Origin of the sequence: Actinomadura violacea, from assembly GCF_017573465.1 — a bacterium.
GTDB classification, from domain to species: domain Bacteria; phylum Actinomycetota; class Actinomycetes; order Streptosporangiales; family Streptosporangiaceae; genus Spirillospora; species Spirillospora violacea.
This window is the reverse complement of sequence record NZ_JAGEPF010000020.1, coordinates 193,506-219,405: the sequence shown is the minus strand read 5'-3', so window position 1 is coordinate 219,405 and position 25,900 is coordinate 193,506. Positions and strand designations below refer to the sequence as shown.

General features: G+C 73.8%; 20 protein-coding genes. 3 read left to right on the top strand and 17 right to left on the bottom strand.

Features of this window, described 5'->3' with window-relative positions; all coding sequences use genetic code 11:
- Nucleotides 1-54: 54 nt before the first annotated feature.
- The 15 genes from obgE to J4709_RS31780 form a co-directional block, all read right to left on the bottom strand.
- Nucleotides 55-1,452 carry a GTPase ObgE gene (obgE, locus tag J4709_RS31850; protein ID WP_208246184.1) on the bottom strand — a complete coding sequence of 466 codons (1,398 nt, stop codon included), beginning with the start codon at nt 1,450-1,452 and terminating at the stop codon, nt 55-57.
- 92 nt (nt 1,453-1,544) lie between these two features.
- Nucleotides 1,545-1,802: a 50S ribosomal protein L27 gene (gene rpmA / locus J4709_RS31845; RefSeq protein ID WP_151544591.1), complete on the bottom strand. Its 258-nt coding sequence runs from the start codon at nt 1,800-1,802 to the stop codon at nt 1,545-1,547.
- Between the two features lie 14 nt (nt 1,803-1,816).
- Nucleotides 1,817-2,131: a 50S ribosomal protein L21 gene (gene rplU / locus J4709_RS31840; protein WP_208246183.1), complete on the bottom strand. Its 315-nt coding sequence runs from the start codon at nt 2,129-2,131 to the stop codon at nt 1,817-1,819.
- A 304-nt stretch (nt 2,132-2,435) separates the two neighbouring features.
- Nucleotides 2,436-5,531 (bottom strand): Rne/Rng family ribonuclease, encoded by a 3,096-nt coding sequence (locus J4709_RS31835; protein WP_208246181.1) that lies wholly within the window; start codon nt 5,529-5,531, stop codon nt 2,436-2,438.
- A gap of 207 nt (nt 5,532-5,738) precedes the next feature.
- A complete protein-coding gene (locus J4709_RS31830; protein ID WP_208246179.1) occupies nt 5,739-6,596 on the bottom strand; it encodes a TIGR03936 family radical SAM-associated protein in 858 nt (285 codons plus the stop codon).
- 179 nt (nt 6,597-6,775) lie between these two features.
- Nucleotides 6,776-8,698: a TIGR03960 family B12-binding radical SAM protein gene (locus J4709_RS31825; protein WP_208246177.1), complete on the bottom strand. Its 1,923-nt coding sequence runs from the start codon at nt 8,696-8,698 to the stop codon at nt 6,776-6,778.
- A 75-nt stretch (nt 8,699-8,773) separates the two neighbouring features.
- A complete protein-coding gene (rodA, locus tag J4709_RS31820; RefSeq protein ID WP_208246175.1) occupies nt 8,774-9,958 on the bottom strand; it encodes a rod shape-determining protein RodA in 1,185 nt (394 codons plus the stop codon).
- A gap of 58 nt (nt 9,959-10,016) precedes the next feature.
- The gene (mrdA, locus tag J4709_RS31815; RefSeq protein ID WP_208246173.1) at nt 10,017-12,089 is read right to left on the bottom strand and encodes a penicillin-binding protein 2; all 2,073 of its coding nucleotides are present in this window, start codon (nt 12,087-12,089) and stop codon (nt 10,017-10,019) included.
- The gene (mreD, locus tag J4709_RS31810; RefSeq protein WP_173095611.1) at nt 12,086-12,685 is read right to left on the bottom strand and encodes a rod shape-determining protein MreD; all 600 of its coding nucleotides are present in this window, start codon (nt 12,683-12,685) and stop codon (nt 12,086-12,088) included. The genes mrdA and mreD overlap by 4 nt, the downstream gene beginning before the upstream one ends.
- Nucleotide 12,686: 1 nt before the next feature.
- Nucleotides 12,687-13,700, bottom strand: coding sequence for a rod shape-determining protein MreC (gene mreC / locus J4709_RS31805; protein ID WP_208246171.1), 1,014 nt, complete (start codon nt 13,698-13,700; stop codon nt 12,687-12,689).
- Nucleotides 13,701-13,737: 37 nt separating this feature from the next.
- A complete protein-coding gene (locus J4709_RS31800) occupies nt 13,738-14,772 on the bottom strand; it encodes a rod shape-determining protein (protein WP_208246169.1) in 1,035 nt (344 codons plus the stop codon).
- 251 nt (nt 14,773-15,023) lie between these two features.
- Nucleotides 15,024-15,434 carry a nucleoside-diphosphate kinase gene (gene ndk / locus J4709_RS31795; protein WP_208246166.1) on the bottom strand — a complete coding sequence of 137 codons (411 nt, stop codon included), beginning with the start codon at nt 15,432-15,434 and terminating at the stop codon, nt 15,024-15,026.
- Between the two features lie 45 nt (nt 15,435-15,479).
- Nucleotides 15,480-17,000, bottom strand: coding sequence for a hypothetical protein (locus J4709_RS31790; RefSeq protein WP_208246164.1), 1,521 nt, complete (start codon nt 16,998-17,000; stop codon nt 15,480-15,482).
- Between the two features lie 121 nt (nt 17,001-17,121).
- Nucleotides 17,122-17,496, bottom strand: coding sequence for a DUF4233 domain-containing protein (locus tag J4709_RS31785; RefSeq protein WP_208246261.1), 375 nt, complete (start codon nt 17,494-17,496; stop codon nt 17,122-17,124).
- A 5-nt stretch (nt 17,497-17,501) separates the two neighbouring features.
- Nucleotides 17,502-18,872, bottom strand: coding sequence for a bifunctional folylpolyglutamate synthase/dihydrofolate synthase (locus J4709_RS31780; protein WP_208246259.1), 1,371 nt, complete (start codon nt 18,870-18,872; stop codon nt 17,502-17,504).
- A 133-nt stretch (nt 18,873-19,005) separates the two neighbouring features.
- On the opposite strand from J4709_RS31780, the gene J4709_RS31775 reads away from it, so the two are divergent.
- Nucleotides 19,006-20,232 carry a folylpolyglutamate synthase/dihydrofolate synthase family protein gene (locus J4709_RS31775; protein WP_208246162.1) on the top strand — a complete coding sequence of 409 codons (1,227 nt, stop codon included), beginning with the start codon at nt 19,006-19,008 and terminating at the stop codon, nt 20,230-20,232.
- On the opposite strand, the gene J4709_RS31770 is transcribed toward J4709_RS31775, so the two are convergent.
- Nucleotides 20,189-21,010, bottom strand: coding sequence for a hypothetical protein (locus J4709_RS31770; RefSeq protein WP_208246161.1), 822 nt, complete (start codon nt 21,008-21,010; stop codon nt 20,189-20,191). The genes J4709_RS31775 and J4709_RS31770 overlap by 44 nt on opposite strands.
- A 507-nt stretch (nt 21,011-21,517) precedes the next feature.
- Nucleotides 21,518-24,139, bottom strand: coding sequence for a valine--tRNA ligase (locus tag J4709_RS31765; RefSeq protein ID WP_208246158.1), 2,622 nt, complete (start codon nt 24,137-24,139; stop codon nt 21,518-21,520).
- Nucleotides 24,140-24,326: 187 nt separating this feature from the next.
- Here J4709_RS31765 and J4709_RS31760 point away from each other — a divergent pair, with 187 nt between their 5' ends.
- Both J4709_RS31760 and J4709_RS31755 read left to right on the top strand, forming a co-directional pair.
- Nucleotides 24,327-25,127, top strand: a complete 801-nt coding sequence (locus J4709_RS31760; RefSeq protein WP_232384308.1) for a sensor histidine kinase — start codon at nt 24,327-24,329, stop codon at nt 25,125-25,127.
- A 21-nt stretch (nt 25,128-25,148) separates the two neighbouring features.
- Nucleotides 25,149-25,802 (top strand): response regulator, encoded by a 654-nt coding sequence (locus J4709_RS31755; RefSeq protein ID WP_208246154.1) that lies wholly within the window; start codon nt 25,149-25,151, stop codon nt 25,800-25,802.
- Nucleotides 25,803-25,900: the final 98 nt, after the last annotated feature.

Below are 25,900 nucleotides of genomic sequence, written 5' to 3'. Positions count from 1 at the left end.
CCTGCGGGGGGTGCGGTCGGTGTCTCCCAGGGAGCCTCGGGGACACCGTCGGGCCTAGCTGTAGCCGTCCAGGCGGCGGTCGGTGCCGCGCGGGCCCGCCGCGACCTCGCCGGCGACGATCTCCGGTTCCCAGTCGAACACGACCGAGTCGTCCGGCGTGCCGATCAGCACGGTCGCGCCGGCGCTCGCGCCCGCCTCGGTCAGCGCGTTCTCCACGCCGAGCCGCGCCAGCCGGTCCGCGAGGTAGCCGACGGCCTCCTCGTTGGCGAAGTCGGTCTGCCGCAGCCACCGCACCGGCTTCCCGCCGGTGATCAGGTAGGTGTTGTCGCCGAGGTCCTTCACCTCGAACTCGGCGCCGCCGTCGACCGGCTCCGGCCGGATCACGATCCGGGTCGGCTCCGCCGGCGGCAGCGACGCGCGGTACTCCTCGACCATCGCCGCCATCGCGAACGACAGCTCCCGCAGCCCCTCGTGGGACGCCGCGGACACCTCGAACACCTTCAGGCCGCGCGCCTCGAACTCCGGCCGCACCAGCTCGGCGAGGTCGCGGGCGTCGGGCACGTCCACCTTGTTCAGCACGACGATGCGGGGCCGGTCCGACAGCGGACGGTCGCCGAGGACGCGGTCGTAGGCCTGCAGCTCGCGCTCGATGACCTCGAAGTCGCTGACCGGGTCGCGGCCCGGCTCCAGCGTCGCGCAGTCCAGCACGTGCGCGAGCGTCGAGGACCGCTCGATGTGGCGGAGGAACTCGTGGCCCAGGCCGCGGCCCTCGCTGGCGCCCTCGATCAGGCCCGGCACGTCCGCGACGGTGAACGCGATGTCCCCCGCGCTCACCACCCCGAGGTTCGGGACCAGCGTCGTGAACGGATAGTCGGCGATCTTCGGCTTGGCCGCCGACAGCGCCGCGATCAGCGACGACTTGCCGGCGCTCGGGAAGCCGACCAGCGCGACGTCCGCGACGCTCTTCAGCTCCAGCACCACGTCGCGCTCCTCGCCCGGCTCGCCGAGCAGCGCGAACCCGGGCGCCTTGCGCTTGGCCGTCGCGAGCGCCGCGTTGCCGAGCCCGCCCTGCCCGCCGCGCGCGATGACGAACCGGGTGCCCTCGCCGACCAGGTCCGCGACGACCGTGTCGCCCTCCTTGACCACGGTGCCGTCCGGGACGGGCAGCACCACGTCGGCGCCGTCCGCGCCCGTCCGGTTGCCGCCCTGCCCGGGCCGCCCGTTCGCCGCCTTGCGGTGCGGCCGCCGGTGGTACTCCAGCAGGCTCGCGGTATTGGAGTCCACGACCAGGACGACGCTGCCGCCGCGCCCGCCGTTCGCCCCGTCCGGGCCGCCGAGCGGCTTGAACTTCTCCCGGTGGATCGACGCGCAGCCGTTGCCGCCGTTGCCCGCGGCGACGTGCAGCACCACCCGGTCGACGAACTGGGCGCCCGTTCCCGCACCAGCGGCCACGGTGGATCCTCCTCGGTGTACGGCCCCATGAACAGGGCGAAGGGGCGGACCAAGACCGGTCCGCCCCTTGGAAAACGTCTGATGCAGGCGGACTACTCCGCCGGCGGGACGATGCTCACGGCATTGCGGCCGCGGTACCGGCCGAACTGCACCGCACCCGCGACCAGCGCGAACAGCGTGTCGTCGCCGCCGCGCCCGACGCCCGGGCCGGGGTGGAAGTGGGTGCCGCGCTGCCGGACGATGATCTCGCCCGCGTTGACGACCTGGCCGCCGAACCGCTTCACGCCGAGGCGCTGGGCGTTGGAGTCGCGACCGTTACGGCTGGACGATGCGCCCTTCTTGTGTGCCATGTGACCGCTCTCCCTTACTTGCCGGAGCTGATGCCGGTGATCTTGACCTCGGTGTACGGCTGACGGTGGCCCATCCGCCGCTTGTAACCGGTCTTGTTCCGGTAGTGCATGATGTTGATCTTCGGGCCCTTGACCGCGCCGAGGATCTCGGCGGTCACCTCGTAGCCGGCGAGGTCGGCCGTCTTGCTGACGACGTTGTCGCCGTCCACGACCAGCAGGGCCTGAAGCTTGACGGTCGAGCCGACGTCGCCGGCCAGCTTGTCGACGGTCAGCACGTCATCGACGGCGACCTTCTCCTGCCTGCCGCCTGCGCGGACAATCGCGTACACCGCGGAAACCTCTCGTCTGCGCGCGCTTCCGGACTGAACCGGTCCCGCGCGTGGTCCACCAGCCCCCGGATGAGGGCCTACCCCCGGCACCGGGCCGAGGGCGGCACGCCAGGGCGGAGCCCCGGCGCTCTCTGCTTCTCCCCCGCCGGATCGGCCGGGGTGCGCACCGAACGGGACCCGGTTGGGGCCTCGCGGTGCAGGTCCGGACACGTCACAAGACGCGCCGAACCCCAAGTGTACTGCATCCCCCGCGCCCGCCAGGTCGCGCCGGCCCGGCCCCCACCGGGCCGGCACGCCGTGCGGGCTACTCGCTGTCGGCCTGCGCCGTCGCGCGGGGACGGCGGGCGCGGCGGCGGCGCGGCGCCTCCTCGGCGGGCTCCGCCTCCTCGGCGGGCTCCGCCTCCTCCGCGGCCGGGGCGGCGTCGGCCTCGGCCGGGACGGTGCCGTCGGCCTCGGCCGGCGCGGTGCCGTTCGAGGAGACGGCGACCGGCTCGTCGTCGAGGATCCCCGGCGAGGTGCCCGCGACCTCCTCGGCGGCGTCCGCGGCCTCGACCGCCGCCTGCGCGGGCGGCTCCTCGCCGTCGACCTCCGGCGGCGGGCCCGCAGGACGCTTGGCCGGACCGGACTTCTTCGGCCGCGACCGGACCGGCTCGGGCCGCGCGGCCTCCGGCTCCTGCGCCGGGGCGGGCTCGGCCGCCTTCTTCGGCTCGGCCGGCTCCTTCTTCGCCTCGTGCTGCGCCAGCTTCTCCTCGACGGCCTTCTCGACCTCGCCCTTGCGCTTGCGGCGGCGGCCCGACTCCTTGCCGGCGGCCTTGTCCGGCTTCGGCTCGACCGGCGTCAGGTGGACGTGGATGCCGCGGCCGTTGCAGGACTCGCAGGTCTCCGAGAACGCGTCCAGCAGGCCCTGCCCGACCCGCTTGCGCGTCATCTGGACCAGGCCCAGCGAGGTGACCTCGGCGACCTGGTGCTTGGTACGGTCCCGCGACAGGCACTCGACGAGGCGGCGCAGCACCAGGTCCCGGTTGCTCTCCAGCACCATGTCGATGAAGTCGATCACCACGATGCCGCCGACGTCGCGCAGCCGCAGCTGGCGGACGATCTCCTCGGCCGCCTCCAGGTTGTTGCGGGTGACGGTCTCCTCGAGGTTGCCGCCCTGCCCGGTGAACTTGCCGGTGTTGACGTCGATGACCGTCATCGCCTCGGTCTTGTCGATCACCAGCGAGCCGCCGGACGGCAGCCACACCTTGCGGTCGAGGGCCTTGGCGATCTGCTCGTCGATCCGGAACGCGCCCAGCACGTCCTGGTCGCCCGTCCAGCGCTCGACCCGCTCCGCCAGGTGCGGGGCGACGTACTCGACGTACTCCGAGACGGTGTCCCAGGCGCCGTCGCCGGAGACGACGAGCTTGGAGAAGTCCTCGTTGAAGATGTCGCGGACGACCCGGATCGTCAGGTCGGGCTCGCCGTACAGCAGCGACGGCGCCGACGCGGTCTTGACCTTCTTCTGGATGCTGTCCCACTGGGCGGCCAGGCGCGACACGTCGCGGCCCAGCTCCTCCTCGGTGGCGCCCTCGGCGGCGGTGCGGACGATCACGCCCGCGTTGTCCGGCATGACCTTCTTGAGGATCGACTTCAGCCGGCTGCGCTCCTTGTCGGGCAGCTTGCGGCTGATGCCGGTCATCGAGCCGTCCGGCACGTACACCAGGTAGCGGCCGGGCAGCGAGACCTGGCTGGTCAGCCGGGCGCCCTTGTGGCCGAGCGGGTCCTTGGTGACCTGCACCAGCACCGACTGGCCGGACTTCAGCGCGGACTCGATCCGGCGCGGCTGGCCCACCAGGCCCGCCACGTCCCAGTTGACCTCGCCCGCGTACAGCACCGCGTTGCGGCCCTTGCCGATGTCGACGAACGCCGCCTCCATCGACGGCAGCACGTTCTGCACCTTGCCGAGGTAGACGTTGCCGACGTACGACTGGTGCGTCGCGCGGTTGACGTAGTGCTCGACGAGGACGTCGTCCTCCAGGACGGCGATCTGGGTCCGCTCGCCCTCCTGCCGCACGACCATGACCCGCTCGACGGCCTCGCGGCGCGCCAGGAACTCCGCCTCGGTGATCACCGGCGGGCGGCGGCGGCCCTGCTCGCGGCCCTCGCGGCGGCGCTGCTTCTTGGCCTCCAGCCGGGTCGAGCCCCGGACGGACTGGACCTCGTCCTCGGCGGCGGCGCGCTCCTCGCGGGCCGTGCGGACGTGCACGACCGTGTTCGGCGGGTCGTCGGAGCCGGTCGGCTCGGCGTCGGTGCCCGAGCGGCGCCGCCGGCGGCGACGGCGGCGGCTGCCGCCCGGGCCCTCGCCGTCCTCATCGCCCTCGGCCTCGTGGTCGGCCTCGGCGTCCTGCTCGTCCTTCTCCTTGTCCTTGTCCTTGGCCTTCGCGGACCTGGACTTGGACTTGGCCTTCGCGGGCTTGGCGGCCTCGTCCTCCTTGGCCTCCCTGCCCTCCTTGGCGTCCTTGGCGTCCTTGGACTCCTTGGCCTCGGCCTCGTGGTCCTCGGTCTCGTCGCCCTCGTCGCCGTCCTTGCCGCCGCGGCCCCGGCCGCGGCCGCCCCGGCGGCGGCGCCGGCGCGACGGGCGGTCCTCGGACTCGTCCTCGTCGGAGGGCCCGTGGTCGCCCTCCTCCTCGGCGGTCTCCTCGGACGGCTCGGCCTTCGGCTCGTCCTTGGGCCGCGCGGCCGGCTCGGCGGTCGGCTGCGGCGGCTGGAAGACGACCATGGGCGGCTGGAACGTCACGCCCGGGACGCCGACGCCGCTGGCGGGCTCGGTCTCCGACACCTGGGCGGCCTCCGGCTCGGCCCCCGCGACCGGAACGGAGGGGACCTCCGGCACGGACGGCACCGGCGGGACGGTCGGCGCGGCGGGCGCCTCGTCGTGCTGGGCGGCGGCGGTGGTGCGGCGGCGGGTGCGGGTGCGGCGCGCGGGCTCGGCGGGCGCCTCAGCGCCCTCGGCCTGCTCGGCGGTCTCAGTGGTCTCGGCGGCGGCCTGGGCGGGCTCGGCCACGACCTCCGGGGACGTCTCGGCGCCCGTCGGCGGGACCGGCTCCGCGGTCTCGGCGGCCTTCGCGGCGCGGGTGCGGGTCCGGGACCGGGTGGTCTTCTTCGCGGGCGGCTCGGCGGCCTCGGCGGCTGCCTCGGGTTCAGCCTCGGCCGCGGCGGCGGGGGCCTCGGCCGCGGGCGCCTCCTCGACGTCCGGCGGCGGTCCGGCCGGGCGGCTCGCCCGGCGGCGCGGCCGCGACGTCACGCCCGAGGCGGCGCCGTTGCGCGTCCCGTTCTCGGTGCCCGCGCCCTCGGCCGCGGTTCCGGTGGTCTCTTCTTCGGTGCCTTCGGCGGTGGCCGCATCGGCTTCGTTATCAAGCATCCGGGCAATCTCCCGTCAGGCTCCCGGGCGCGACCGCCCGTTCCGCCAGGGGGCGGATCGGTGCGGTGCGCCGCGCGGGAGCGCTCCGTCAGTCATCGGCGTCGTCACCGCCGGACGGTGGTCCGGTCGTGACGACGAAGTCGTCGGGGGTGCGCCCGCCGTCCCCTGCGGGGCCGGTTCCGTGTCGCCACGGCTTCGGCCTCACGATCAGGCGCTGACGGCATCCGCGCTCGCGGGGTCCCCGGGCCGCGGCGTTGCGCCGCCGGCCGTCCCGGCTTCGTCGCCGGACGGCAGGCCGGTCTCCCGGTCCGGATCCAGCGGATCCGCGAGGCCACCGGTGGCCGCGTCCAGGGGCCCCTGCGCCAGCCTGGTCACCAGTGGCGGTGACGGCGGCGCTAGGTCGGCGACCTGGCGCAGTCCGGTGAGGATGTCGTCGGGTCGTACGGCGGGTGTGGAATGCCGAACAACCATTCGAAGTATCGCACAAGGGGCATCCGCCGCCTCCGCGGCGCGCCGGTCCAGCTCGCAGGCGGACACGGCAGCGCGCACGTCGAACCGGCGCCGCCCCTTCTTGGTGAGGCGCTCCACCTCGATGCTCCCGGCGGCCAGGAAGGCGGCCACGGCAGCGGCGGCGGCGTCCTGCGCCACCCCGTCCAGCCGGATCCGCCATTCGGACGCCTCGAGCCGCTCGGCGAACGCGGCCGGCCTGGCCTGCGCATCGCCGCCGCGTCCCGGCCCGGCGGGCACGACATCCAGGATGTCGAGCCCCGGGGGCAGGGCCGCGTCGAGATCGGCCTGCACCCGCGCAGGGTCGCGGGTCTCGGTCAGTCCGATCTCGAGGTACTCCGCCTCACTGGCCACCCCTGTTGCCGCCGCACCCGCGTACGAGATCTTCGGGTGCGGGGTGAATCCGCCGCTGAACGCGACAGGGATCCCGGCGCGCCGTACGGCGCGTTCCACGGCCCGGGAAATGTCGCGGTGGCTCGTGAACCGCAGCCTGCCGCGCTTGGCATAGCGCACGCGCAGTCGCTGGGTCACGGGGGCCGGCGCCGGTCCCTCCGGCATGGGTGCCAGGGTTCTGGTCCTTCCTACTCGTGCCGAGTCCAAAAACAAGGTCTCTCTATAGAGTACGGGGCGGCGGGCATCGTTGCGCCGGGGCCCGGCCCCGGAGCGGCCGCGCCCCGGCCCGCGACGGGCCCGGAAAGCCCGATTCCACCGGCGGTTCGCGGCGCCGGAGGGCCCCGTCAGACCACCGAAAGCGGAAGCAGCTTCCGGCCCGTCGGGCCGATCTGGATCTCCGTGCCCATGGTCGGGCAGACGCCGCAGTCGTAGCAGGGCGTCCAGCGGCAGTCCTCGACCTCGGTCTCGTCGACGGCGTCCTGCCAGTCCTGCCAGAGCCACTCGCGGTCCAGCCCGGCGTCGAGGTGGTCCCAGGGCAGCACCTCGACCTCGTCGCGCTCGCGGACGGTGTACCAGTCCAGGTCGACGGGCCCGCCGGCGAACGCCTTCTCGGCGCAGGCCGTCCAGCGCTCGTAGGAGAAGTGCTCGCTCCAGCCGTCGAAGCGGCCGCCGTCCTCCCACACCGCGCGGATGACCTTGCCGACGCGGCGGTCGCCGCGCGACAGCATGCCCTCGACGATCGACGGCTGGCCGTCGTGGTAGCGCAGGCCGATCGCGCGGCCGTACTCCTTGTCGCCGCGCAGCTCGTCCTTGAGGGCCTTCAGGCGGCGGTCCACCGTCTCGTGGTCGCACTGGGCCGCCCACTGGAACGGGGTGTGCGGCTTCGGCACGAACCCGCCGATCGACACCGTGCAGCGGATGTCCTTGCGGCCGGTCGCCTCGCGGCCCGCCTGGATGACCCGCTTGGCCATGCCCGCGATCGCCAGGACGTCCTCGTCCTCCTCGGTGGGCAGCCCGCACATGAAGTACAGCTTGACCTGCCGCCAGCCGTTCTCGTAGGCGGTGGTGACGGTGCGGATCAGGTCGTCCTCGGTGACCATCTTGTTGATCACCTTGCGCATCCGCTCGGAGCCGCCCTCCGGCGCGAACGTCAGCCCGGACCGCCGGCCGCCGCGGGAGAACTCGTTGGCGAGCGTGATGTTGAAGGCGTCCACCCGGGTGGACGGCAGCGACAGCGAGGTGTTGGTGCCCTCGTAGCGGTCGGCGAGGCCCTTGGCGACGTCGCCGATCTCGCTGTGGTCGGCGCTGGACAGGCTGAGCAGCCCGACCTCCTGGAACCCCGACTCCTTGAGCCCCTGCTCGACCATGTCGCCGATCGTGGTGATCGACCGCTCCCGCACCGGGCGGGTGATCATCCCGGCCTGGCAGAACCGGCAGCCGCGGGTGCAGCCGCGGAAGATCTCCACGCTGAACCGCTCGTGCACCGTCTCCGCCAGCGGCACCAGCGGCTTCTTCGGGTACGGCCACTGGTCGAGGTCCATGACGGTGTGCTTCTCGATCCGCCACGGCACGCCCGGACGGTTCGGCGCGACCCGCTGGATGCGCCCGTCCGGCAGGTACGTCACGTCGTAGAAGCGCGGCACGTACACCCCGCCGGACGCCGCGAGCCGCAGCAGCAGCTCGTCGCGGCCGCCGGGCGACCCCTCGTCCTTCCACTCCCGGACGACCTCGGTGATCGCCAGCGCGATCTCCTCGCCGTCGCCGAGCACGGCGGCGTCGACGAAGTCGGCGATCGGCTCGGGGTTGAACGCCGCGTGGCCGCCCGCGACCACGATCGGGTGCTCGTCGGTGCGGTCCGCCGCCTCCAGCGGGATGCCCGCGAGGTCCAGCGCCGTCAGCAGGTTGGTGTAGCCGAGCTCGGTGGAGAACGACACCCCGAACACGTCGAACGCGGCGACCGGGCGGTGCGCGTCCACGGTGAACTGCGGGATGCCGTGCTCGCGCATGACGGCCTCCATGTCGGGCCAGACCGAGTAGGTCCGCTCCGCCAGCACGCCGTCGCGCTCGTTCAGGATCTCGTAGAGGATCTGGACGCCCTGGTTCGGCAGCCCCACCTCGTAGGCGTCCGGGTACATCAGCGCCCACCGGACGTCGGTGCCGTCCCAGTCCTTGATCTGCGAGTTCAGCTCACCGCCGACGTACTGAATCGGCTTCTGCACGCTCGGGAGCAGCGGCTCCAGGCGCGGGAAGAGCGACTCGACAGGCATGGCGGTGTCCTCCGTGCTGCAGACATGGGATGAACGCCCAGCCTACCGCCGCCCGGCCGGTCGAACGGGCGGTGCTCAGTCGAACGGGCGGCGGCGGATGTGCACGGCCTGCAGCAGGCCGAAGGCGATCATGTTGGCGAACGTCGCGGACCCGCCGTAGGACACGAACGGCAGCGGCAGGCCGGTGATCGGCATGATGCCGAGCGTCATGCCGACGTTCTCGAACGTCTGGAACGCCAGCCAGCACACCACGCCGGTCGCCACCAGGGTGCCGAACAGGTCGGCGGCCTGGGAGGCGATCCGCAGCCCGCGCCACAGCACGAGGCCGAGCAGCAGGACGATCACCGCCGCGCCGACGAAGCCGAGCTCCTCCCCCGCGACCGTGAAGATGAAGTCGGTCTGCTGCTCCGGGACGAAGTGCCCGCCGGTCTGCTGGCCGTGGAACAGGCCCTTGCCGAACGGGCCGCCCGAGCCGATCGCGATCCGCGCCTGCTGGGCGTTGTAGCCGGCGCCGCGCGGGTCCGCGGACGGGTCCAGGAACGCGGTGAACCGGTCGATCTGGTACTTCTTCAGCAGCCCGAAGAAGAACACCGCGGCGCCGGCCGCCGCGCCGCCCCCGACGAGCGCCACCAGCCAGCGCTTCTGCGCCCCGGAGACCGCCAGCATGCCGAGCACGACGGCGATGAACACCAGCGTGGTGCCGAGGTCGGGCTGCAGCATGATCAGGACGCCGGGCACCCCGGCGAGCGCCAGCGCGAGCAGCACGTCCCGGCGGCCGGGGCCGATCTCGCCGTCCCGCGGCTCGCCGAGGATCATCGCGAGCAGCACCACCAGGCCGACCTTGGCGAACTCCGACGGCTGGATCTGGAACCCGCCGCCGAGCACGATCCACGAGTGCGACCCGTTGATCGTGGAGCCGAGCGGGGTCAGCACCGCGAGCAGGCCGACGCACGCCAGCGCGTACAGGATCGGGACGTAGGCGCGCAGCAGCCGGTAGTCCAGCACGGTGACGACGCCGCCGAGCACGAACCCGATCAGCAGGTTGAGGACGTGCCGCTTCAGGAAGCCCTCGGGGTCGTCGCCGTGCTCCAGCGCGAGCTGGAACGTCGCCGACCGCACCAGAAGCGCGCCGACGACCGACAGCACCAGCACGGTGACCGTCAGCGGCCAGTCGAGCTTGCGCAGCCCGGCGAGCCGCCCCTGCCACAGGCTCCGGTCCCCGTACCCGCCGACCGACCCGGCCCCGGTGGTGTTCAGCATCGTCCCGCTCCGATCGGCGGCTCGAAGCCCCTCGGGGCGGTCACGGCGGTCCCGGCGGTCACGGCGCGGTCCCCTCGACGGGCGCCTTCGGCAGATCGGAGGGGAGCCTGCCGTCCGTCAGCAGCGGCTTCTGCTTCTTCGTCCCGTACATGGCCTCCCAGATCTCCCGGACGGCCGGGGCCGCCGTCACGGCGCCCTGCCCGCCCTGGGCGACCATGACGATCACCGCGTACCGCGGGTTCTTCACCGGGCCGAACGAGGCGAACCACGAGTTGTCGTCCTTGCCGTAGACCTCCGCGGTACCGGTCTTGCCGGCCACGTCGACCTTCTTGAAGTCGAAGCCGTTGAACGCCCCGGCGGCGGTGCCGCTCTTGGTGACGCCCGCGAGGCCGCCCCGGATGTAGGCCAGCACCTTCGGGTCGACCGGCAGCTTCGTCGGCGGCGGCGTGGTGATCCGGCGCTCGACGCTGCCGTCCGGCCGCAGCACCGCCTCGCCGAGGCGCGGCGTGAACAGCCTGCCGCCGTTGGCGACCGCCGCGTACGCGCGGACGAGCTGCAGCGGCGTGACCAGCACGTCGCCCTGCCCGACCGAGAAGTTCGCCGCGTCACCGGCGCGCCACACGTAGCCGTCGACGCAGTTCTCCGCCGCGACCGCCTTCAGGTACGCGGCGCGCGCCGGGTCGGTCTTCTGCACGTCGGGAAAGCCCGTCTTGGCGGCCTTGCAGTCGCCCTTCTTGGTGGCGTCCCAGTAGTCCTTCTTCCACCCCCGGTCCGGGATGCGGCCGCTGGACTCGCTCGGCAGGTCGATGCCGGTGGCCTTCCCGAACCCGTAGCTGCGGGCCATCTTCACCATCGGGTCCGACGGGTTCCTCTTCGGGTGCATCCCGCCGTCGCGCAGCCACTCCTCGTACGCGAACTTGTAGAAGACGGTGTCGCACGACTTCACCAGCGCGGTGTGCAGGCTCATCGAGCCGAGCGCCTCGCCCTCGAAGTTGTGGAACGCGCGGCTGCCGACGTCGAACGAGCCGGGGCACTGGTAGGTGCCGTTCAGCGCGTAGCCGTCGCTCACCGCCGCCGCCACCGAGGAGACCTTGAACGTGGAGCCGGGCGCGAACTGGCCCTGGGTGACCCGCGAGATCAGCGGCTCGCCCTTCTTCTTGCCGAGCAGCGCGTCGTACTCGTCCTGGGAGATGCCGCCGGTCCAGATGCTCGGGTCGTAGGTCGGGTAGCTGGCCATCGCGACCATCCGGCCGGTCTGCACGTCCATCACCACGGCGGCGCCCGCGTCGGAGGGGTGGCCGGACTTGCGGCCGTTCTCGATCGCGTGCTTCAGCGCCTTCTCCGCCGCGCCCTGCACGCCCGCGTCGATGCTGGTGACGAGGTTGCCGCCGGGGATGGCGGCCTTCTCCTCGGCGGTGCCGGTGACGCGGCCCTGGCTGTCGACCAGCACCCGGCGGAACCCGGGCTCGCCGCGCAGCGCCGCGTCGTACTGGGCCTCCAGCCCGGCCCGGCCGATCAGGTCGACGCCGCTGTAGCCGGTGACCTTCAGGCCCTTGCGCTTGTCGAGCTCCTCCTGGGTGATCGGCTGCAGGTAGCCGAGCACCTGCGCGGCGGTCGCACCCTCCGGCCGCGGGTAGTCGCGGACGGCCTGGACCTGCGCGGTCACGCCGGGGAAGTCCTCCTGGCGCTCCATGATCTGCAGCGCGCGCTTGGGGTCGACGTGGTCCTCGACAGGGATCGGCTGGTACGGCGAGCCCGGCCAGCACGGCCGCTTGATGCCGGGGCCGCACAGCCGGATGCGGTTCGCCACGTCCTGGTAGTTCGTGCCGAGGACGCCGGCCAGCCGCGACAGGACGGCCTTGCCGCCGTCCTTCTGCCGCGACAGGGTCGTCCGGTCGACCGACACGACGAGCGCGCTGCGGTTGCGGACGAGCGGGATGCCGCGGTCGTCGAGGATCATCCCGCGGACGGCCGGGACGACGATGTCGCGGGTGCGGTTCTGGTCGGCGAGCTGCTGGTAGTGCGAGCCGTCGAGGATCTGCATCGACCACAGCCGGCCCATCAGGACCAGCAGCAGCAGCCCGACCATCACGTACAGGACGACGAGGCGGAAGTGGGTGCGAGGGTTCACAGGCCGCCGCCCCGCCCCGACATCGCGCGGTAGCGGGCGGCGGGCACCGACAGCCGGTCCCCGCGGGAGCGTTCGCCGCGTTCGTACCTGCGGGTGACGCGCAGCACCGCCCACACGATGAACGGGCTGGCGACGACGTCGTATCCGACCTGCAGCGGCACCATGCCCGACACGGTGCCCCACTGGGCGCGCGGGTCGCCGAGGATCATGCCGGTCACCGCGTACAGCACCGTGCCCGCGAGGGCGCCGGCGGCGACCGCGAAGAACGGCACGACCGTCTGCCGGTCCATCTCGGCGGACGCGATGCCGCACAGGTAGCCGATGAGGCAGTAGACGAGCGCGTACCGGCCGATGGTGTGGTCGGCGGGCGGGATGATGTCGGCGGCGAGCCCCGCCAGGAACCCGGTGACCATCCCGGTCATCGAGCCGAAGACGAGCGCGAGCGCCACCACGGCGAGCAGCACCAGGTCGGGCTGCACCCCGCCGGGCAGCGGCAGCCGGTTGGCCACCGACACCTGCAGGATCAGCGCGACCACGATCACCAGCACGGTGGTGAGGGTGCGGCCGGTCTGCGACGTCTCCGGTGGGTTCAGCACGTCATCCCCCCGAGCTCGGGTTCGCGGACGGGGTGGCGGTGCCGCCCGCTTCGGTCTTGGGTCCCTTCTTGCCCTTCTTCTTCTTGCCGCCGGGCGAACCGCTGGGGGACGGCGTCGGGCTCGGCGAGGGCGGCGGCGCCGGCTTGGCCGGCAGCACCGCGTCGCGCGGGTCGGTCTTCGGCGGGGCCACCACGACGGCGACCACGTCCAGGCTGGTGAAGTGCACGAACGGCTTGACGTAGGCGGTGCGGGTCAGCCCGGTGGAGGAGGCGTCGATGCGCTCCACGGTGCCGATCGGGACGCCCGGCACGTACGGGCGCTCGCCCTGCGAGCCGAGCGTGACGAGCCGCTGCCCGACCCGCATCGGCGCGGCCGCGTCCAGCAGCTGGAACCGCAGCGGGGTGGCGCCGCCGCCGAGACCGCGCCGCCCGGAGCCCTGCACGATGCCGATCTCCTTGGAGTCCTCCAGGCGGGATCCGACGGAGGAGGTCTGGTCGGTGGCGAGCAGCACGGTCGAGGTCGCGGGGCCGACCCGGGTGACCCGGCCGACCAGCCCGTCCGCGCTCATCACGGTCATGTCGGCGCGGACGCCGCTGCGGCTGCCGACGTCGATGGTGACGGTGTCCTCGAAGCCCTGGCCGGCGGAGATCACCTGCGCGGCGAGGATCTTGTAGCCGCCCATCCCGGCGGTGCCGAGCAGCCGCTGCAGCTGCGCGGAGCGGTCCTGGTCCAGCCGGTTGGAGCGCAGCTGCTCGCGCAGCCGCTGGTTGTCGCGGGCGAGCCGGTCGGCGCGGCGCTTCTCGCCCGGCGCGTCGGTGATCGCGTCGAAGGTGCCGCCGACCGGCCGCACCACCGACGCCGACGCCCGCTCGACGGGACCGAAGACGGCCGCGCCGGCGCTTCTCAGGCCGCTCAGCGGCGAATGGTCCCCGCCGCGGTAGTCCACGGTGATCATCGCGAGGGCCGCGACGAGCAGCACGCCGAGGACCGTGCGGGTGCGCCGGGTGTCCTTCACCCACCGACCTCCGGATTCTGTGGTCGCCGCCGGGAGTTCAGTGCCGCGACTCCGGCACGAGGACCTGCCGGAGCGACTCGAAGTCCTCGACGCACTTGCCGGTGCCGAGCACCACCGAGTCGAGCGGGTTGTCCACCAGGTGGATCGGCATCCCGGTCTCCTCGCGGAGCCGCTCGTCCAGGTTCTTCAGCAGCGCGCCGCCGCCCGTCAGGGCGATCCCGCGGTCCATGATGTCGCCGGAGAGCTCGGGCGGGCACTTGTCGAGCGTGGTCTTCACCGCGTCCACGACGGCGTTGACCGGTTCCTCGATCGCCCGCCTGACCTCCTCGGCGGAGATCACGACGGTCTTCGGCAGCCCGCTGACCAGGTCGCGGCCGCGGATCTCGGCGTGCGGCTCTTCCTCGCCGCCGGGATAGGCGGACCCGATCGCCATCTTGATCTCCTCGGCGGTCCTTTCCCCGAGCATCAGCGAGTACTCCTTCTTGGAGAAGGAGATGACCGCCTGGTCCAGCTCGTCGCCGCCGACCCGCACCGACTGGCTCGTCACGATGCCGCCGAGCGAGATGATCGCGACCTCGGTGGTGCCGCCGCCGATGTCGACCACCATGTTGCCGGTCGGCTCGTAGACGGGCAGCCCGGCGCCGATCGCGGCGGCCATCGGCTCCTCGATGATGTAGACGCGCCGGGCCCCGGCCTGGTAGCCGGCGTCCTTGACGGCGCGCTGCTCCACCCCGGTGATCCCGCTCGGCACGGCCACCACGATGCGCGGCTTGGCGAAGTGCCGGCGCTTGTGGACCTTCTGGATGAAGTACCGGAGCATCCGCTCGGTGACGTCGAAGTCGGCGATGACACCGTCCTTGAGCGGGCGGACCGCCACGATGTTGCCGGGCGTGCGGCCGATCATCCGCTTGGCCTCGATGCCCACCGCGACGATCTTGCCGGTGTTGGTGTTGATCGCGACCACGGACGGCTCGTTGAGGACGATGCCGCGCCCCCGCACGTACACGAGCGTGTTGGCGGTGCCAAGGTCGACCGCCATGTCACGGCCGAGAAACGACAGCTTGTTACCCATGAAGAAAGGGAGCCCTTCATGATTGTCGGGCGTGTATAGCGGCGCGTCCATCGTAACGTGCCGGCGCGCTCGCGGGCAGTCGCCCCCGCACCGCGCGTCTCCCAAAAAACGGGTCCTGACCAGCCCGCTTTTAGCTAAAGCAACGCGGGCCGGAGAGCTCCGGCCCGCGTGTCGTGCGCGTCCCCTGCCAGGCCGTGGGCAGGCCTCGCCGACCGTGGCAGGGGTTCCCGGGGGTCGCCCCCTGGGGAATGTCAGCCGAGCTCGGGGAAGAAGAGCTTGATCTCGCGCTCGGCGGAGTAGGTGGAGTCGGAGCCGTGGACGATGTTCTCGCCGATCTCCAGGGCGAAGTCGCCGCGGATGGTGCCGGGCGTGGCGCTGACCGGGTCGGTGGCGCCGGCCAGGGCGCGGAACGCCTCGATGGCGCGCGGGCCCTCGACGACCATGGCGACGAGCGGGCCGCCGGTGATGAACTCGACGAGCTCGCCGAAGAACGGCTTGCTGGAGTGCTCCTCGTAGTGGGCCTCGGCGGTCTCGCGGGCGAGGGTGCGCAGTTCGAGCGCGACGAGGGTCAGGCCCTTGCGCTCGATCCGGGAGACGACCTCGCCGACGACGCCGCGCCGGACGCCGTCGGGCTTGACCAGGACGAGAGTGCGCTCGGACACGTGTGTTTCTCCTTGGGGAATTCAGATTGGGTGAGCGCGCGAATCCTACCCGGCTTCGGGCGCCGGGGCGGATTCGGCGGCGGTGCGGCCGTTCCGCTCGGCGCCGCGGTTCCGTTCGACGGCGCCGTTCCGTTCGGCGGCGCGGCCGTGCCGGGCGATGAGGCGCAGGGTGAGGGCGGCCAGCAGGACGGCCGCCGTCCCGGCGACGAGGAGCCAGGTGCGGTAGCCGCCGGCGAGCGCGTCGAGGTGCCGCGCGCCGGTGAGCGGGTGCGCCCGCCGCAGCCGGGTGGCCTGCAATGAGAGGACGAAGAGCTGCCCGGTGAGCACGGCGGGGAAGCACAGTGACAGGCCGAACAGTGCGGCGCCGGTGTGCGCGTCGCGCAGGGAGGCGGCGAGCGCGAGCCCGGCGCCGGTGCCGAGCGGGACGAGGAGGACGAGCGGGGTCCAGCGTCCGGCGGGCCCGGCGGCGAGGGCGAGGCCGATGCCGGCGGCCATCAGGGCGTAGCCGGCTGCGACGGCGGCGCGGGGGCGCGCGCGGGACGCGGCGAGCGCGCCGGTCACCGCGGCCAGCGCGCCGGCTACGGGCGGCAGCGGCCCGGCGGCGGGGGCGCCCGCGGCGGCGAGGCCGGACAGCGGCGCCGCGAGCGGGTAGGTGAGCAGGCCGGCCGCCACCATCACGACGGCGCAGCCGAACGGGCCGCCCTCCGCGCCGCCGGCCGCCGCGAGGCCGGCGAGCGCGGCGAGCGCCGACACGGCGACGGCGAGGCGGGCGCCCGGCGACCATCCGTGCGCGGCGACGACGGCGAGGAACGCGAGGGCCGCGACGGGGACGGACGGCAGGGCGAGCCGTCCGCGTTCGGCGAGGCGCGGCGGCGGCAGCGCCCACGGGACGCGCCCGCGCAGCAGGGCGCCGAGGACGGCGGCCGCCGCGGCCGCGGCGGCGAGCCAGGGATAGGGGGCGAGCGCCGCGTGCCAGCCGGACGGCGCCGAGCCCGCGCGCGGCGGCGGGACGGCGTGCAGCGCGGCGTGCATTGCCAGGGGCATCGCGACCAGCAGCGCGGCGGCGAGCACGCCCGCCCAGAGCGCGGAGACGACCGCGTTGCGCCGTTCCCACACCAGGACGAGGGAGGCGGGCAGCGCGATCCCGGCGCCGGCGCCCTGCACGGCGCGGACCGCGCCGGCCAGCGGCACCGAGCCGGCGAACCGGACGGCGCCGAGCCCGCCGAGCAGCACGGCGAGGCCGGTGGCGAGGACCGCCCACGCGGGAAGGCGGCGGGCGGCGACGGCGGCGAGCGGGACGGTCAGCGCGAGCGCGGGCAGCGACAGGCCGGTGGCGCGCAGCAGCGCGGGGATCTGCGCGTCGCGCAGGCCGAGCGCGTGCGCGGCGGCGGGGACGGTGCCGGCGGTGGCGTCGGGCACGACCAGCACCGCGGCGGGGACGGCGGTGACCGCGGCCAGCAGCGCGCCGAGCGCCGCGCTGCGTTGTGCCGCGGTGGGACGGTCCGGCGCCGCGATCGGGACGCCGGGGTGGTCGTGCGCGTGGGAGAACTGCGCGTGGGAGGACACGGCGCGCTCCTTCGGAGGTCGCCCCCACCGAACGCACTATTTCCCAATAACGAAGAATGTCGGAATTAATGGTGTGCGGAACGCGGGGATCGGCGGAGGAAATGATGCCGTCCCCGTGAATTTAGCGCGCCGCGAGCCCGCGCACCTTGCGTCCCATCCAAAAGGCCGTCAGCCACAGCGCGCCGAACACCGCGCCGAGGAAGAACATCGCCGGCACCATGAACCCGGTCGCGATGATCGCCACCTGCAGCACCGAGCCCGCCGCGAACGACCAGCGGAACCGCAGCAGCCCCGCCATCAGCAGGCACACCACCGCCAGGCCGCCGCACACCGCCCCGGCCGTCGCCCCCGGCACGTCCAGCACCGAGATCGCCACCGGGATCGCCAGCGCGATCACGATCGCCTCGCAGGACAGCACGGTGGCGTACAGCCGCCGCACCGGGTCCGCGGCCTTGCGGCCGCCGCCCGCCGCGTCCTGAGTCGTGCCCTCGGTCATCGCGGTCACCGGCCCTCCTCGACCCGCAGCAGTGTCCTGGCGTCGCCCGCGGTGACCACCGAACCGGTGATCAGGACGCCGGCGCCGCGGTACTCGCCGGTCTCCTCGGCGAGCCCGATCGCGCGGTCGATCGCGTCGTCCAGCCGCTCGGCGACGTGCACCCGCTCCGGGCCGAAGATCCCCTCGGCGAGCTCCGCCAGCTCCTCGGGCGGCAGCGAGCGCGGCGAGGAGTTGCGGCTCACCACCAGCTCGGCCAGCACCGGTTCGAGCTGGTCGAGGACCCCGGCGACGTCCTTGTCCGCGGCGACGGCGAGCACGCCGACGAGCCGGGTGAAGCCGAACGACTCGGTGACGGTGGCGACGGTCGCCGCCATCCCCGCCGGGTTGTGCGCCGCGTCCAGCAGCACGGTCGGCCCGGTCCGCGCGACCTCCAGCCGCCCCGGCGACGCCGCCTTGGCGAACCCGCTGCGCACGAGGGCCGGATCGAGCTGGCCCTCCTCGCCGCCGAGGAACGCCTCGCCGGGCGCGATCCGGGTGGCCGCCTCCAGCGCGACCTCCCCCCGGGTCGGCGCGCCGCTGGCGAACGCCTCGACGGCGGCCAGCGCGGTCGCCGCGTTGCTCGCCTGGTGCTCGCCGAACAGCGGCAGGAAGACCTGGTCGTAGGAGCCGTGCAGGCCGCGCAGGCTGATCATCTGGCCGCCGACCGCGACGTCCCGGTCCAGCACGCCGTACTCGATGCCCTCGCGCACCACGGCGGCGCCGGTCTCCACGACCCGCCGCAGCAGCACCTCGGCCGCCTCGACGGACTGCTGGGACAGCACCGCGACGGAGCCCGGCTTGATGATCCCCGCCTTCTCCCCGGCGATCTCCTCGATGGTGTCGCCCAGGTAGCGGGTGTGGTCCAGGCCGATCGGGGTGACGACGGCGACCGTGCCGTCGGCGACGTTCGTGGCGTCCCACGTGCCGCCCATGCCGACCTCGACCACCGCCACGTCGACGGGCGCGTCCGCGAACGCGGCGAACGCCATCGCGGTGAGGACCTCGAAGAACGACAGCGGCACCTCGTTCTTGCCGTCGATCAGCTGCACGTAGGGCAGCACGTCCTGGAACGCCTCGGCGAACCGCTCCTCGCTGATCGGCTCCCCGTCGATCGCGATCCGCTCGCGCAGCGTCGTCATCTCGGGGCTGGTGTACAGCCCGGTGCGGAGGCCGCGCTCGCGCAGCAGCGACTCGATCAGCCGCGCCGTGCTGGACTTGCCGTTGGTGCCCGCGACGTGGACCACCGGGTACGCGCGGTGCGGCTCGCCCAGGACGTCCACGAGGTCGCGGATCCGGTCGAGGGTCGGGTCGATCTCCCACTCGACGCCCCGGCTCATGATCGCGTTCACGGCGCCGCGGTAGTCGAGCGGCTCGGTTGCCTGGCTCACGGTGAGAGCCTATCCGCCGCCACCGGGCGCCCCGTCCGCACCCGTGGCGGGCGGGGGCGCGCGGAGTGGAAGCATGGAGGGTATGCGGGCTGACGAGGTTTTCTTCCGGGAATGGGAGCGGCGTCGTCCGGGCGAGACGCGCAGCCTCGCCCGCGCGCGCGAGTTGGCGGAGGCGCTCGACGTCCTGTCCCCCGGCGTGCCGGTGCTGACCGTCGTCGGGTCCAAGGGCAAGGGGACGGCGGCGACGTACGCGTCGGCGTTCCTCGCCGCCTCGGGCCTGCGCGTGTGCACCGTCACCAGCCCCGGCCTGCGCACCAACCGCGACCGGATCAGGATCGACGGCCAGGCCGTCTCCGAGCCGGAACTCGCGCACCTCGACGATCTGCTGGACACGGCCATGGCGGAGCTGGGGCCGCCGGTGGACGGCTACCTGTCGCCGTCCGGGCTGTTCACGCTGGCGGGCGTCCTGCACGCGCGCCGGACCGGCGCCGACGTGCTGGTCCTGGAGGCCGGGATGGGCGGCCGGTCCGACGAGGTCTCGCTGTTCCCGCCGGACGTGGTCGCGATCACGCCGGTGTTCCTCGAACACGCCGGGGTGCTCGGCGGCACGCCCGCGGAGATCGCCGCGGAGAAGCGCGGCGTGGCCGGGCCGGGCGCGCGGATCGTGTCGGCGCCCCAGTCCCCCGACGTCGCGGACGTCCTCGGGCCGGTCGAGTACGCGGGCGACGGCGGCGCCCCCGCCGGACTGCTGCCCGCCGGGCTCGGCCGCGCGGCCGCCGCCACCGGGATCACCGCCGCCCGCCGCCTCACCGGCGGCGATCCACCGGAGGAGACGCTGCGGGCGGTGCTGTCCACGGTCGTGCTGCCGGGGCGCATGTCCTGGCACACCGTGCCCGGGACGGCCACCACGCTGCTCATCGACTCCGCCATCGACGGGACGGGCGTCGCCGCCGCGCTCGCCGCCGCCTGGGACCGCTGGGGCGAGATCGACCACGCCGTCGTCTGCCTGCCCGACCACAAGGACCTCGACGGGGCCGTCCGCGCGCTCGGCGACCTGCCCGTCACCTACGTCCGGCTGCCGCAGCCGCACCTGCGCTTCACCCGGCCGCTGCCGCCGGCCTGGGACGTCGTCGGCGCCGGCGCCGTCACCCCGGAGGCGCTCGCCACGCTCGGGCACCGGGTGGCCGTGCTCGGCACCGTCTACTTCACCGGGCTGGTCCTCGACCGGATCGACGCCGGCACCGAGCGGCTGTTCCTCCCGCCGGCTACCGTGCCGGCTTCTCGACGTCCTTCCGGATCCGGCGCATGACGTCGTCCATCAGCGAGAAGTCGGGGTTCACGGTCGGCCGCTCGGACGCGACGACCCCGTAGGAGTCGCGGGTCGCCCACGCGCAGTACGTGTGAGTCTCGGCCAGCACCGCGAACGTCCCGCACTCGGCCCGGCCGCCGTTCTGCCCCGGGTTGCCCTGCCCGCCGGAGATGAACGTGCTGGGCCGCAGCTTGCGCAGGTACGCGGCCGGATCGCCCACCGCGCCCGTCCCGCCGACGAACAGCACGCTCGTGCGCCCGAGCGGGTCGGTGTACACCGCCGAGCCGTTAGGGGAAGCCGGGACGCCGGCCCCCCGCACGGCCGCCATGACGAACGGGAACGCCGCCGCGGCCGCGGGCGCGGTCGCGTCCTTGGTCATCCCGCCGGCGCGCGGAACCGCGGTGATCCGCCGGCTGGACGCCGTGGACAGCCCGCCCTTCCCGCCGTTCCCCGCGACCGGGCCGTCCGGCTTGAACGCCAGGAGGCCGACCAGCAGCACGGCGACCAGCGCCACGCCGATCCCGGCGCCGAGCAGCAGCCCGGAGACCTGCCTGCGCTCGCGTACCGGCTCCGCCGGGCCCGGGAGGGCGGAGCCGAGCGGAGCCGCGCCGAGGGGGGCCGCGCCGAGCGGCGCCGGCATCGCGTGCGGGCCGGTCCCGTCCACCAGTGCGATCGGCCCGGTGCCGTTCGGCAGGGCGATCGGGCCGGTGCCGTTCGGGATCGGGTGCCCGCCCGTGCCGTTCGGGAGCGGATGCCCCCCGGTTCCGTTCGCGATCATCTGTGGTCCCGTCCCGTCCGCGGCCTCCGCCGACCACCACGGCGGCGAGGTCCCCCAGGGCGCCGGGGCGACAGCGAAATCCTCGGGCGCCCTGCCGTCCTCATCGACCTTCCGGCGGCTGGGTTCGTCGCCCGGCACACCAGGGCGGGAGGGTGGTTCGGCCATTTCACTCCCGAGGATTCCGTACCGCGTCAACTTGTCGGCCGCGAACGACCGGGCTCGTCGCCTCAGCCGGCCACACCGATTCATGCTCTCCGGCGCGGCCGGCTGCCGCGCGCGCAGTCACATCCGCCGCGAACCCGCGGCGCGGGACCGTTGACCGGGCCCCACGCTGGGACGAACCCAGCGACATCCACGCGATCAAGGCCATCTGAACCGTTTCCCCGGCAAGCCGGTTCGTGCCTTCCAGGCTCACGAGCGGACACGAAGACAGTACCGGACCGCCGCATCGTCCATAGCGGGAAACACAAGTGCTTCGACCGTGGGCACCGCCGGACCGCGCCGCGCTCAGGCCGGCGGCAGCGCCGCGAGCTGCGCCTCCAGCCGCTCGATGGCCGCCTCCGACTGCGCCAGCCGGTCGCGGTTCTTGGCGACGACGGCCTCGGGGGCCTTCGCCATGAACGCCTCGTTGCCGAGCTTGCGCCGCGCCTGGTCGGCCTCCTTGCGCGCCGCCGCGAGGTCCTTGTCGAGCCGCTTGCGCTCCGCCGCGACGTCGATCACGCCGGCGGTGTCCAGCCGGACCGTGACGCCCTCGACCGGCAGCGACGCGGTGGCCGCGAAGCCGTCGCCCGGCGCGGTCAGCCGCAGCAGGGCGCGGACGCCCTCCTCATGCGGGGCGAGCGGCGACCCGCCCCACTCCAGCGCCGCGGCGACCTTCTGGCCCGGCTTGAGCCCCTGGTCGGCGCGGAACCGGCGGACCTCGGTGACGAGCCGCTGCAGCGACTCCACGACCGCCTCGGCGTCCCGGTCGGCGCGCGCCGCCTCGGCGGCCGGCCACGGCGCCGTCACGAGCGTGCCGGCGCCGGTCAGCGACGTCCACAGCTCCTCGGTGACGAACGGGACCACCGGGTGCAGCAGCCGCAGCAGGTTGTCGAGCACCTCGCCGAGCACGCGGCGCGTCGCCTCGGCGCGCTCGTCCGCGAGCTGGACCTTCGCCAGCTCCACGTACCAGTCGCAGACCTCGTCCCACGCGAAGTGGTAGAGCGTCTCGCACGCCTTGGCGAAGTCGAACGACTCCAGCTGCGCGTCGACCTCCGCGATGACCGCGTGCAGCCGCGACAGGATCCACCGGTCCACCGTCGTGAGCTCGGCGGGAACATCGCCGCGGACGTGCGCACCGTTGATCATCGCGAACCGGGTCGCGTTCCACAGCTTGTTGCAGAAGTTGCGCGAGCCCTGCGCCCACTCCTCCGCCACCGGGACGTCGCCGCCCGGGTTCGCGCCGCGCATCAGCGTGAACCGCGTCGCGTCCGCCCCGTACCGCTCGATCCAGTCGAGCGGGTCGACGACGTTGCCGAACGACTTGGACATCTTCTTGCCGTGCTGGTCGCGGACCATCCCGTGCAGGGCGATCGTCTTGAACGGCTCGGCGCCGTCCATCGCGTACAGCCCGAACATCATCATCCGGGCGACCCAGAAGAACAGGATGTCGTACCCGGTGACCAGCACCGACGTCGGGTAGAAGCGCTCCAGCTCCGGCGTCTTGTCCGGCCAGCCGAGCGTCGAGAACGGCCACAGCGCCGAGGAGAACCAGGTGTCCAGCACGTCGGCGTCCTGCGTCCACCCGGCGGGCGGCTCCTCGTCCGGGCCGGGGCAGGCGGTCTCGCCGTCCGGGCCGTACCAGACCGGGATGCGGTGGCCCCACCACAGCTGCCGGCTGATGCACCAGTCGTGCATGTTGTCGACCCACTCGAAGTAGCGGGACGCCATCTCCGGCGGGTGGATCGCCACCCGGCCGTCGCGGACCGCGTCGCCCGCGGCCCTCGCCAGCGGCTCCACCTTCACGAACCACTGCAGCGACACCCGCGGCTCCACCACCGTGGAGCAGCGCTGGCAGTGCCCGACCGAGTGCTCGTACGGCCGGATCTCCTTGACGATCCGGCCCTGCTCGCGCAGCGCCGCCACGACCGCCGGACGCGCCTCGAACCGGTCCAGGCCCTCGAACGGGCCGGACGCCGTCACCACGCCCCGCTCGTCCATCACCGACATCGAAGGCAGCGAGTGCCGGCGGCCGATCTCGAAGTCGTTCGGGTCGTGCGCCGGGGTCACCTTGACCGCGCCGGTGCCGAACGCAGGGTCGACGTGCTCGTCGGCGACGACCGGGATGCGGCGCCCCGTCAGCGGCAGCTCGATCTCCCGGCCGACCATGTGCGCGTACCGCTCGTCGTCCGGATGGACGGCCACGGCGGTGTCGCCGAGCATCGTCTCCGCCCGCGTCGTCGCCACGACGAGCTCGTCGTCGCCCGAGCCGTACCGGATCGACACCAGCTCGCCGTCGACGTCCTCGTGCTCGACCTCGATGTCCGACAGCGCCGTCAGGCAGCGCGGGCACCAGTTGATGATGCGCTCGGCGCGGTAGATCAGCCCGTCGTCGAACAGCCGCTTGAAGATCGTGCGGACGGCGCGGGCGCGCTGGTCGTCCATCGTGAACGCCTCGCGCGTCCAGTCGACGGAGTCGCCGAGCCGCCGCATCTGGCCGAGGATCCGGCCGCCGGACTCGCCCTTCCACTTCCACACCCGCTCGACGAACGCCTCGCGGCCGAGGTCGTGCCGGGACAGGCCCTCCTTGGCCAGCTCCCGCTCCACGACGTTCTGCGTGGCGATGCCCGCGTGGTCCATGCCGGGGATCCACGCGGTCTCGTACCCCTGCATCCGGCGGCGCCGGACGAGGGTGTCCTGGATCGAGTGGTCGAGGGCGTGCCCCATGTGCAGCGAACCGGTGACGTTCGGCGGCGGGATCACGATCGAGTACGCGGGCCGGGACGGGTCGCGGGACGGGTCTGCGGTGAACAGCCCCGCCGATACCCACCGCTCGTAGAGCCGGCCCTCGACATCGGCCGGTCGGTACTGGGTGGGCAGGTCGACGTCCGCGGCGGCCCCCTGGCCGCGCTCACTGCTGGGCTGTGTCACGGCCAACAATTCTACGGGGACCGCGCCGGTCCCACGGCCCGCCCCGCGAGGTCCGCCCCCGCCTCCCCCGTCCAGAGAGCGTTTTCCCGCCGCGGACGGGACACAGGTCACCTGACACCGGGTCGCCTCCACGGAAAGGGTGATGCCGAGACGCCCGCGACACCGGGGCGAAGGGAGATGGGACGGGATGCGAGCGGTAGTGGCGCGCACCGCCGTGGTGGCCGGCGCGTTCGCCGCGGGAGCGGTCGCGGCGCACGCCGCGGCGATCCCGCACCTGCTGCGCCTCACCCGCGACCTGCAGCGCTCCCGCGAGCGGATCCTCGCCAGCCGCGAGGAGGAGCGCCGCCGGCTCCGGCACGATCTGCACGACGGGCTCGGCCCGACCCTCGCCAGCCTCGCCATGTCGCTGGACGCGGCGCGCATCACCCTCGCCGCCGAGCCCGAGCGGACCGACCCGCTGCTCGCCGACGTCCGGGACCGGCTCGCCGGCGCCGTCGGCGAGATCCGCGACCTCGCGCACGGCCTGCGCCCGCCCGCGCTGGACGACCTCGGCCTCGTCGCCGCCATCGAGTCGTTCGCGGAGGGCTGCGCCGAGCGGGTGGACGTCCGGTTCGACGGCGGGCCCGCCGAACTGCCCGCCGCCGTCGAGGTCGCCGCGTACCGGATCGTCCAGGAGGCGCTGACGAACGTCCGGCTGCACGCGCCCGCCAGCACCGCGATGGTGCTGCTGCGCCGCGACGCCGACCTGCACCTGACGGTCGCCGACACCGGCCCCGGGATGCCCGACGCGGCCCGAGGCGGCGACCGGCCGAGGCCGCGCCGCGGGCTGGCCTCGATGAAGGAGTGGGCGGCCGAGCTCGGCGGCGGATGCACCGTCACCTCGCGGCCCGGCGGCGGGACCGTCGTGTCGGCCCGGCTGCCCCTGCCCGCGCCCGGCGCCGCCGGGTACCATCGTGCTCCGCCCGGACGCCGGAGCGGGCACCCCTGAGCAGGTGAGCGGAGGCCGCCGATGACGGACGCGATCCGGGTCCTCATCACCGACGACCACCCGGTGTTCCGGCAGGGGCTGAAGGGCCTGCTGCAGGCGCTGGGCGTGGAGGTCGTCGGCGAGGCCGAATGCGGCCCCGACGCGGTGCGGATGGCCGCCGAACTGCAGCCCGACGTCGTCGTGATGGACCTGCACATGCCCGGCGGCAACGGCATCGAGGCCACCCGGACCATCACCCGCACCAGCCCCCGCATCGGGGTGCTGGTGCTGACCATGTTCCGCGACGACGACTCGGTGTTCAACGCGATGCGCGCGGGCGCCCGCGGCTACCTGCTGAAGGAGTCCGGCGCCGAGGAGATCGCGCGGGCGGTGCGGGCCGTCGCGGCCGGCGAGGCCATCTACGGGCCGGAGATCGCCCGCCGCGTCCTCGCCTACTTCACCGACATGCCCGACCCGCGCCAGGCCGCGTTCCCGCAGCTCACCGAGCGGGAACGGGAGGTCCTCGAACTGATCGCGCAGGGCCGCAGCAACGCCGAGATCGCCGCCACGCTGTTCCTCAGCCAGAAGACCGTCCGCAACCACGTGTCGAACATCTTCATGAAGCTGCACGTCGCCGACCGCGCCCAGGCCATCGTCCTCGCCCGCGAAGCCGGTCTCGGCGAATCGCGCGCGTAACCCGCCGACCGCAACCGGCAGGGGGCAGGGGGCGCGGGGGCGGAGCCCCCGCATCGGGGGTTCCAGGGGGTCGCCCCCCTGGGGGATATGTGATCGGG

Bases quoted from the DNA above. Each gene is read 5' to 3' on its own strand.
- rpmA (WP_151544591.1), bottom strand. From the start codon at position 1,802: ATGGCACACAAGAAGGGCGCATCGTCCAGCCGTAACGGTCGCGACTCC.
- J4709_RS31835 (WP_208246181.1), bottom strand. From the start codon at position 5,531: ATGCTTGATAACGAAGCCGATGCGGCCACCGCCGAAGGCACCGAAGAA.
- J4709_RS31830 (WP_208246179.1), bottom strand. From the start codon at position 6,596: ATGCCGGAGGGACCGGCGCCGGCCCCCGTGACCCAGCGACTGCGCGTG.
- J4709_RS31825 (WP_208246177.1), bottom strand. From the start codon at position 8,698: ATGCCTGTCGAGTCGCTCTTCCCGCGCCTGGAGCCGCTGCTCCCGAGC.
- rodA (WP_208246175.1), bottom strand. From the start codon at position 9,958: ATGCTGAACACCACCGGGGCCGGGTCGGTCGGCGGGTACGGGGACCGG.
- J4709_RS31800 (WP_208246169.1), bottom strand. From the start codon at position 14,772: ATGGGTAACAAGCTGTCGTTTCTCGGCCGTGACATGGCGGTCGACCTT.
- J4709_RS31785 (WP_208246261.1), bottom strand. From the start codon at position 17,496: ATGACCGAGGGCACGACTCAGGACGCGGCGGGCGGCGGCCGCAAGGCC.
- J4709_RS31780 (WP_208246259.1), bottom strand. From the start codon at position 18,872: ATGAGCCGGGGCGTCGAGTGGGAGATCGACCCGACCCTCGACCGGATC.
- J4709_RS31775 (WP_208246162.1), top strand. From the start codon at position 19,006: ATGCGGGCTGACGAGGTTTTCTTCCGGGAATGGGAGCGGCGTCGTCCG.
- J4709_RS31770 (WP_208246161.1), bottom strand. From the start codon at position 21,010: ATGATCGCGAACGGAACCGGGGGGCATCCGCTCCCGAACGGCACGGGC.
- J4709_RS31760 (WP_232384308.1), top strand. From the start codon at position 24,327: ATGCGAGCGGTAGTGGCGCGCACCGCCGTGGTGGCCGGCGCGTTCGCC.
- J4709_RS31755 (WP_208246154.1), top strand. From the start codon at position 25,149: ATGACGGACGCGATCCGGGTCCTCATCACCGACGACCACCCGGTGTTC.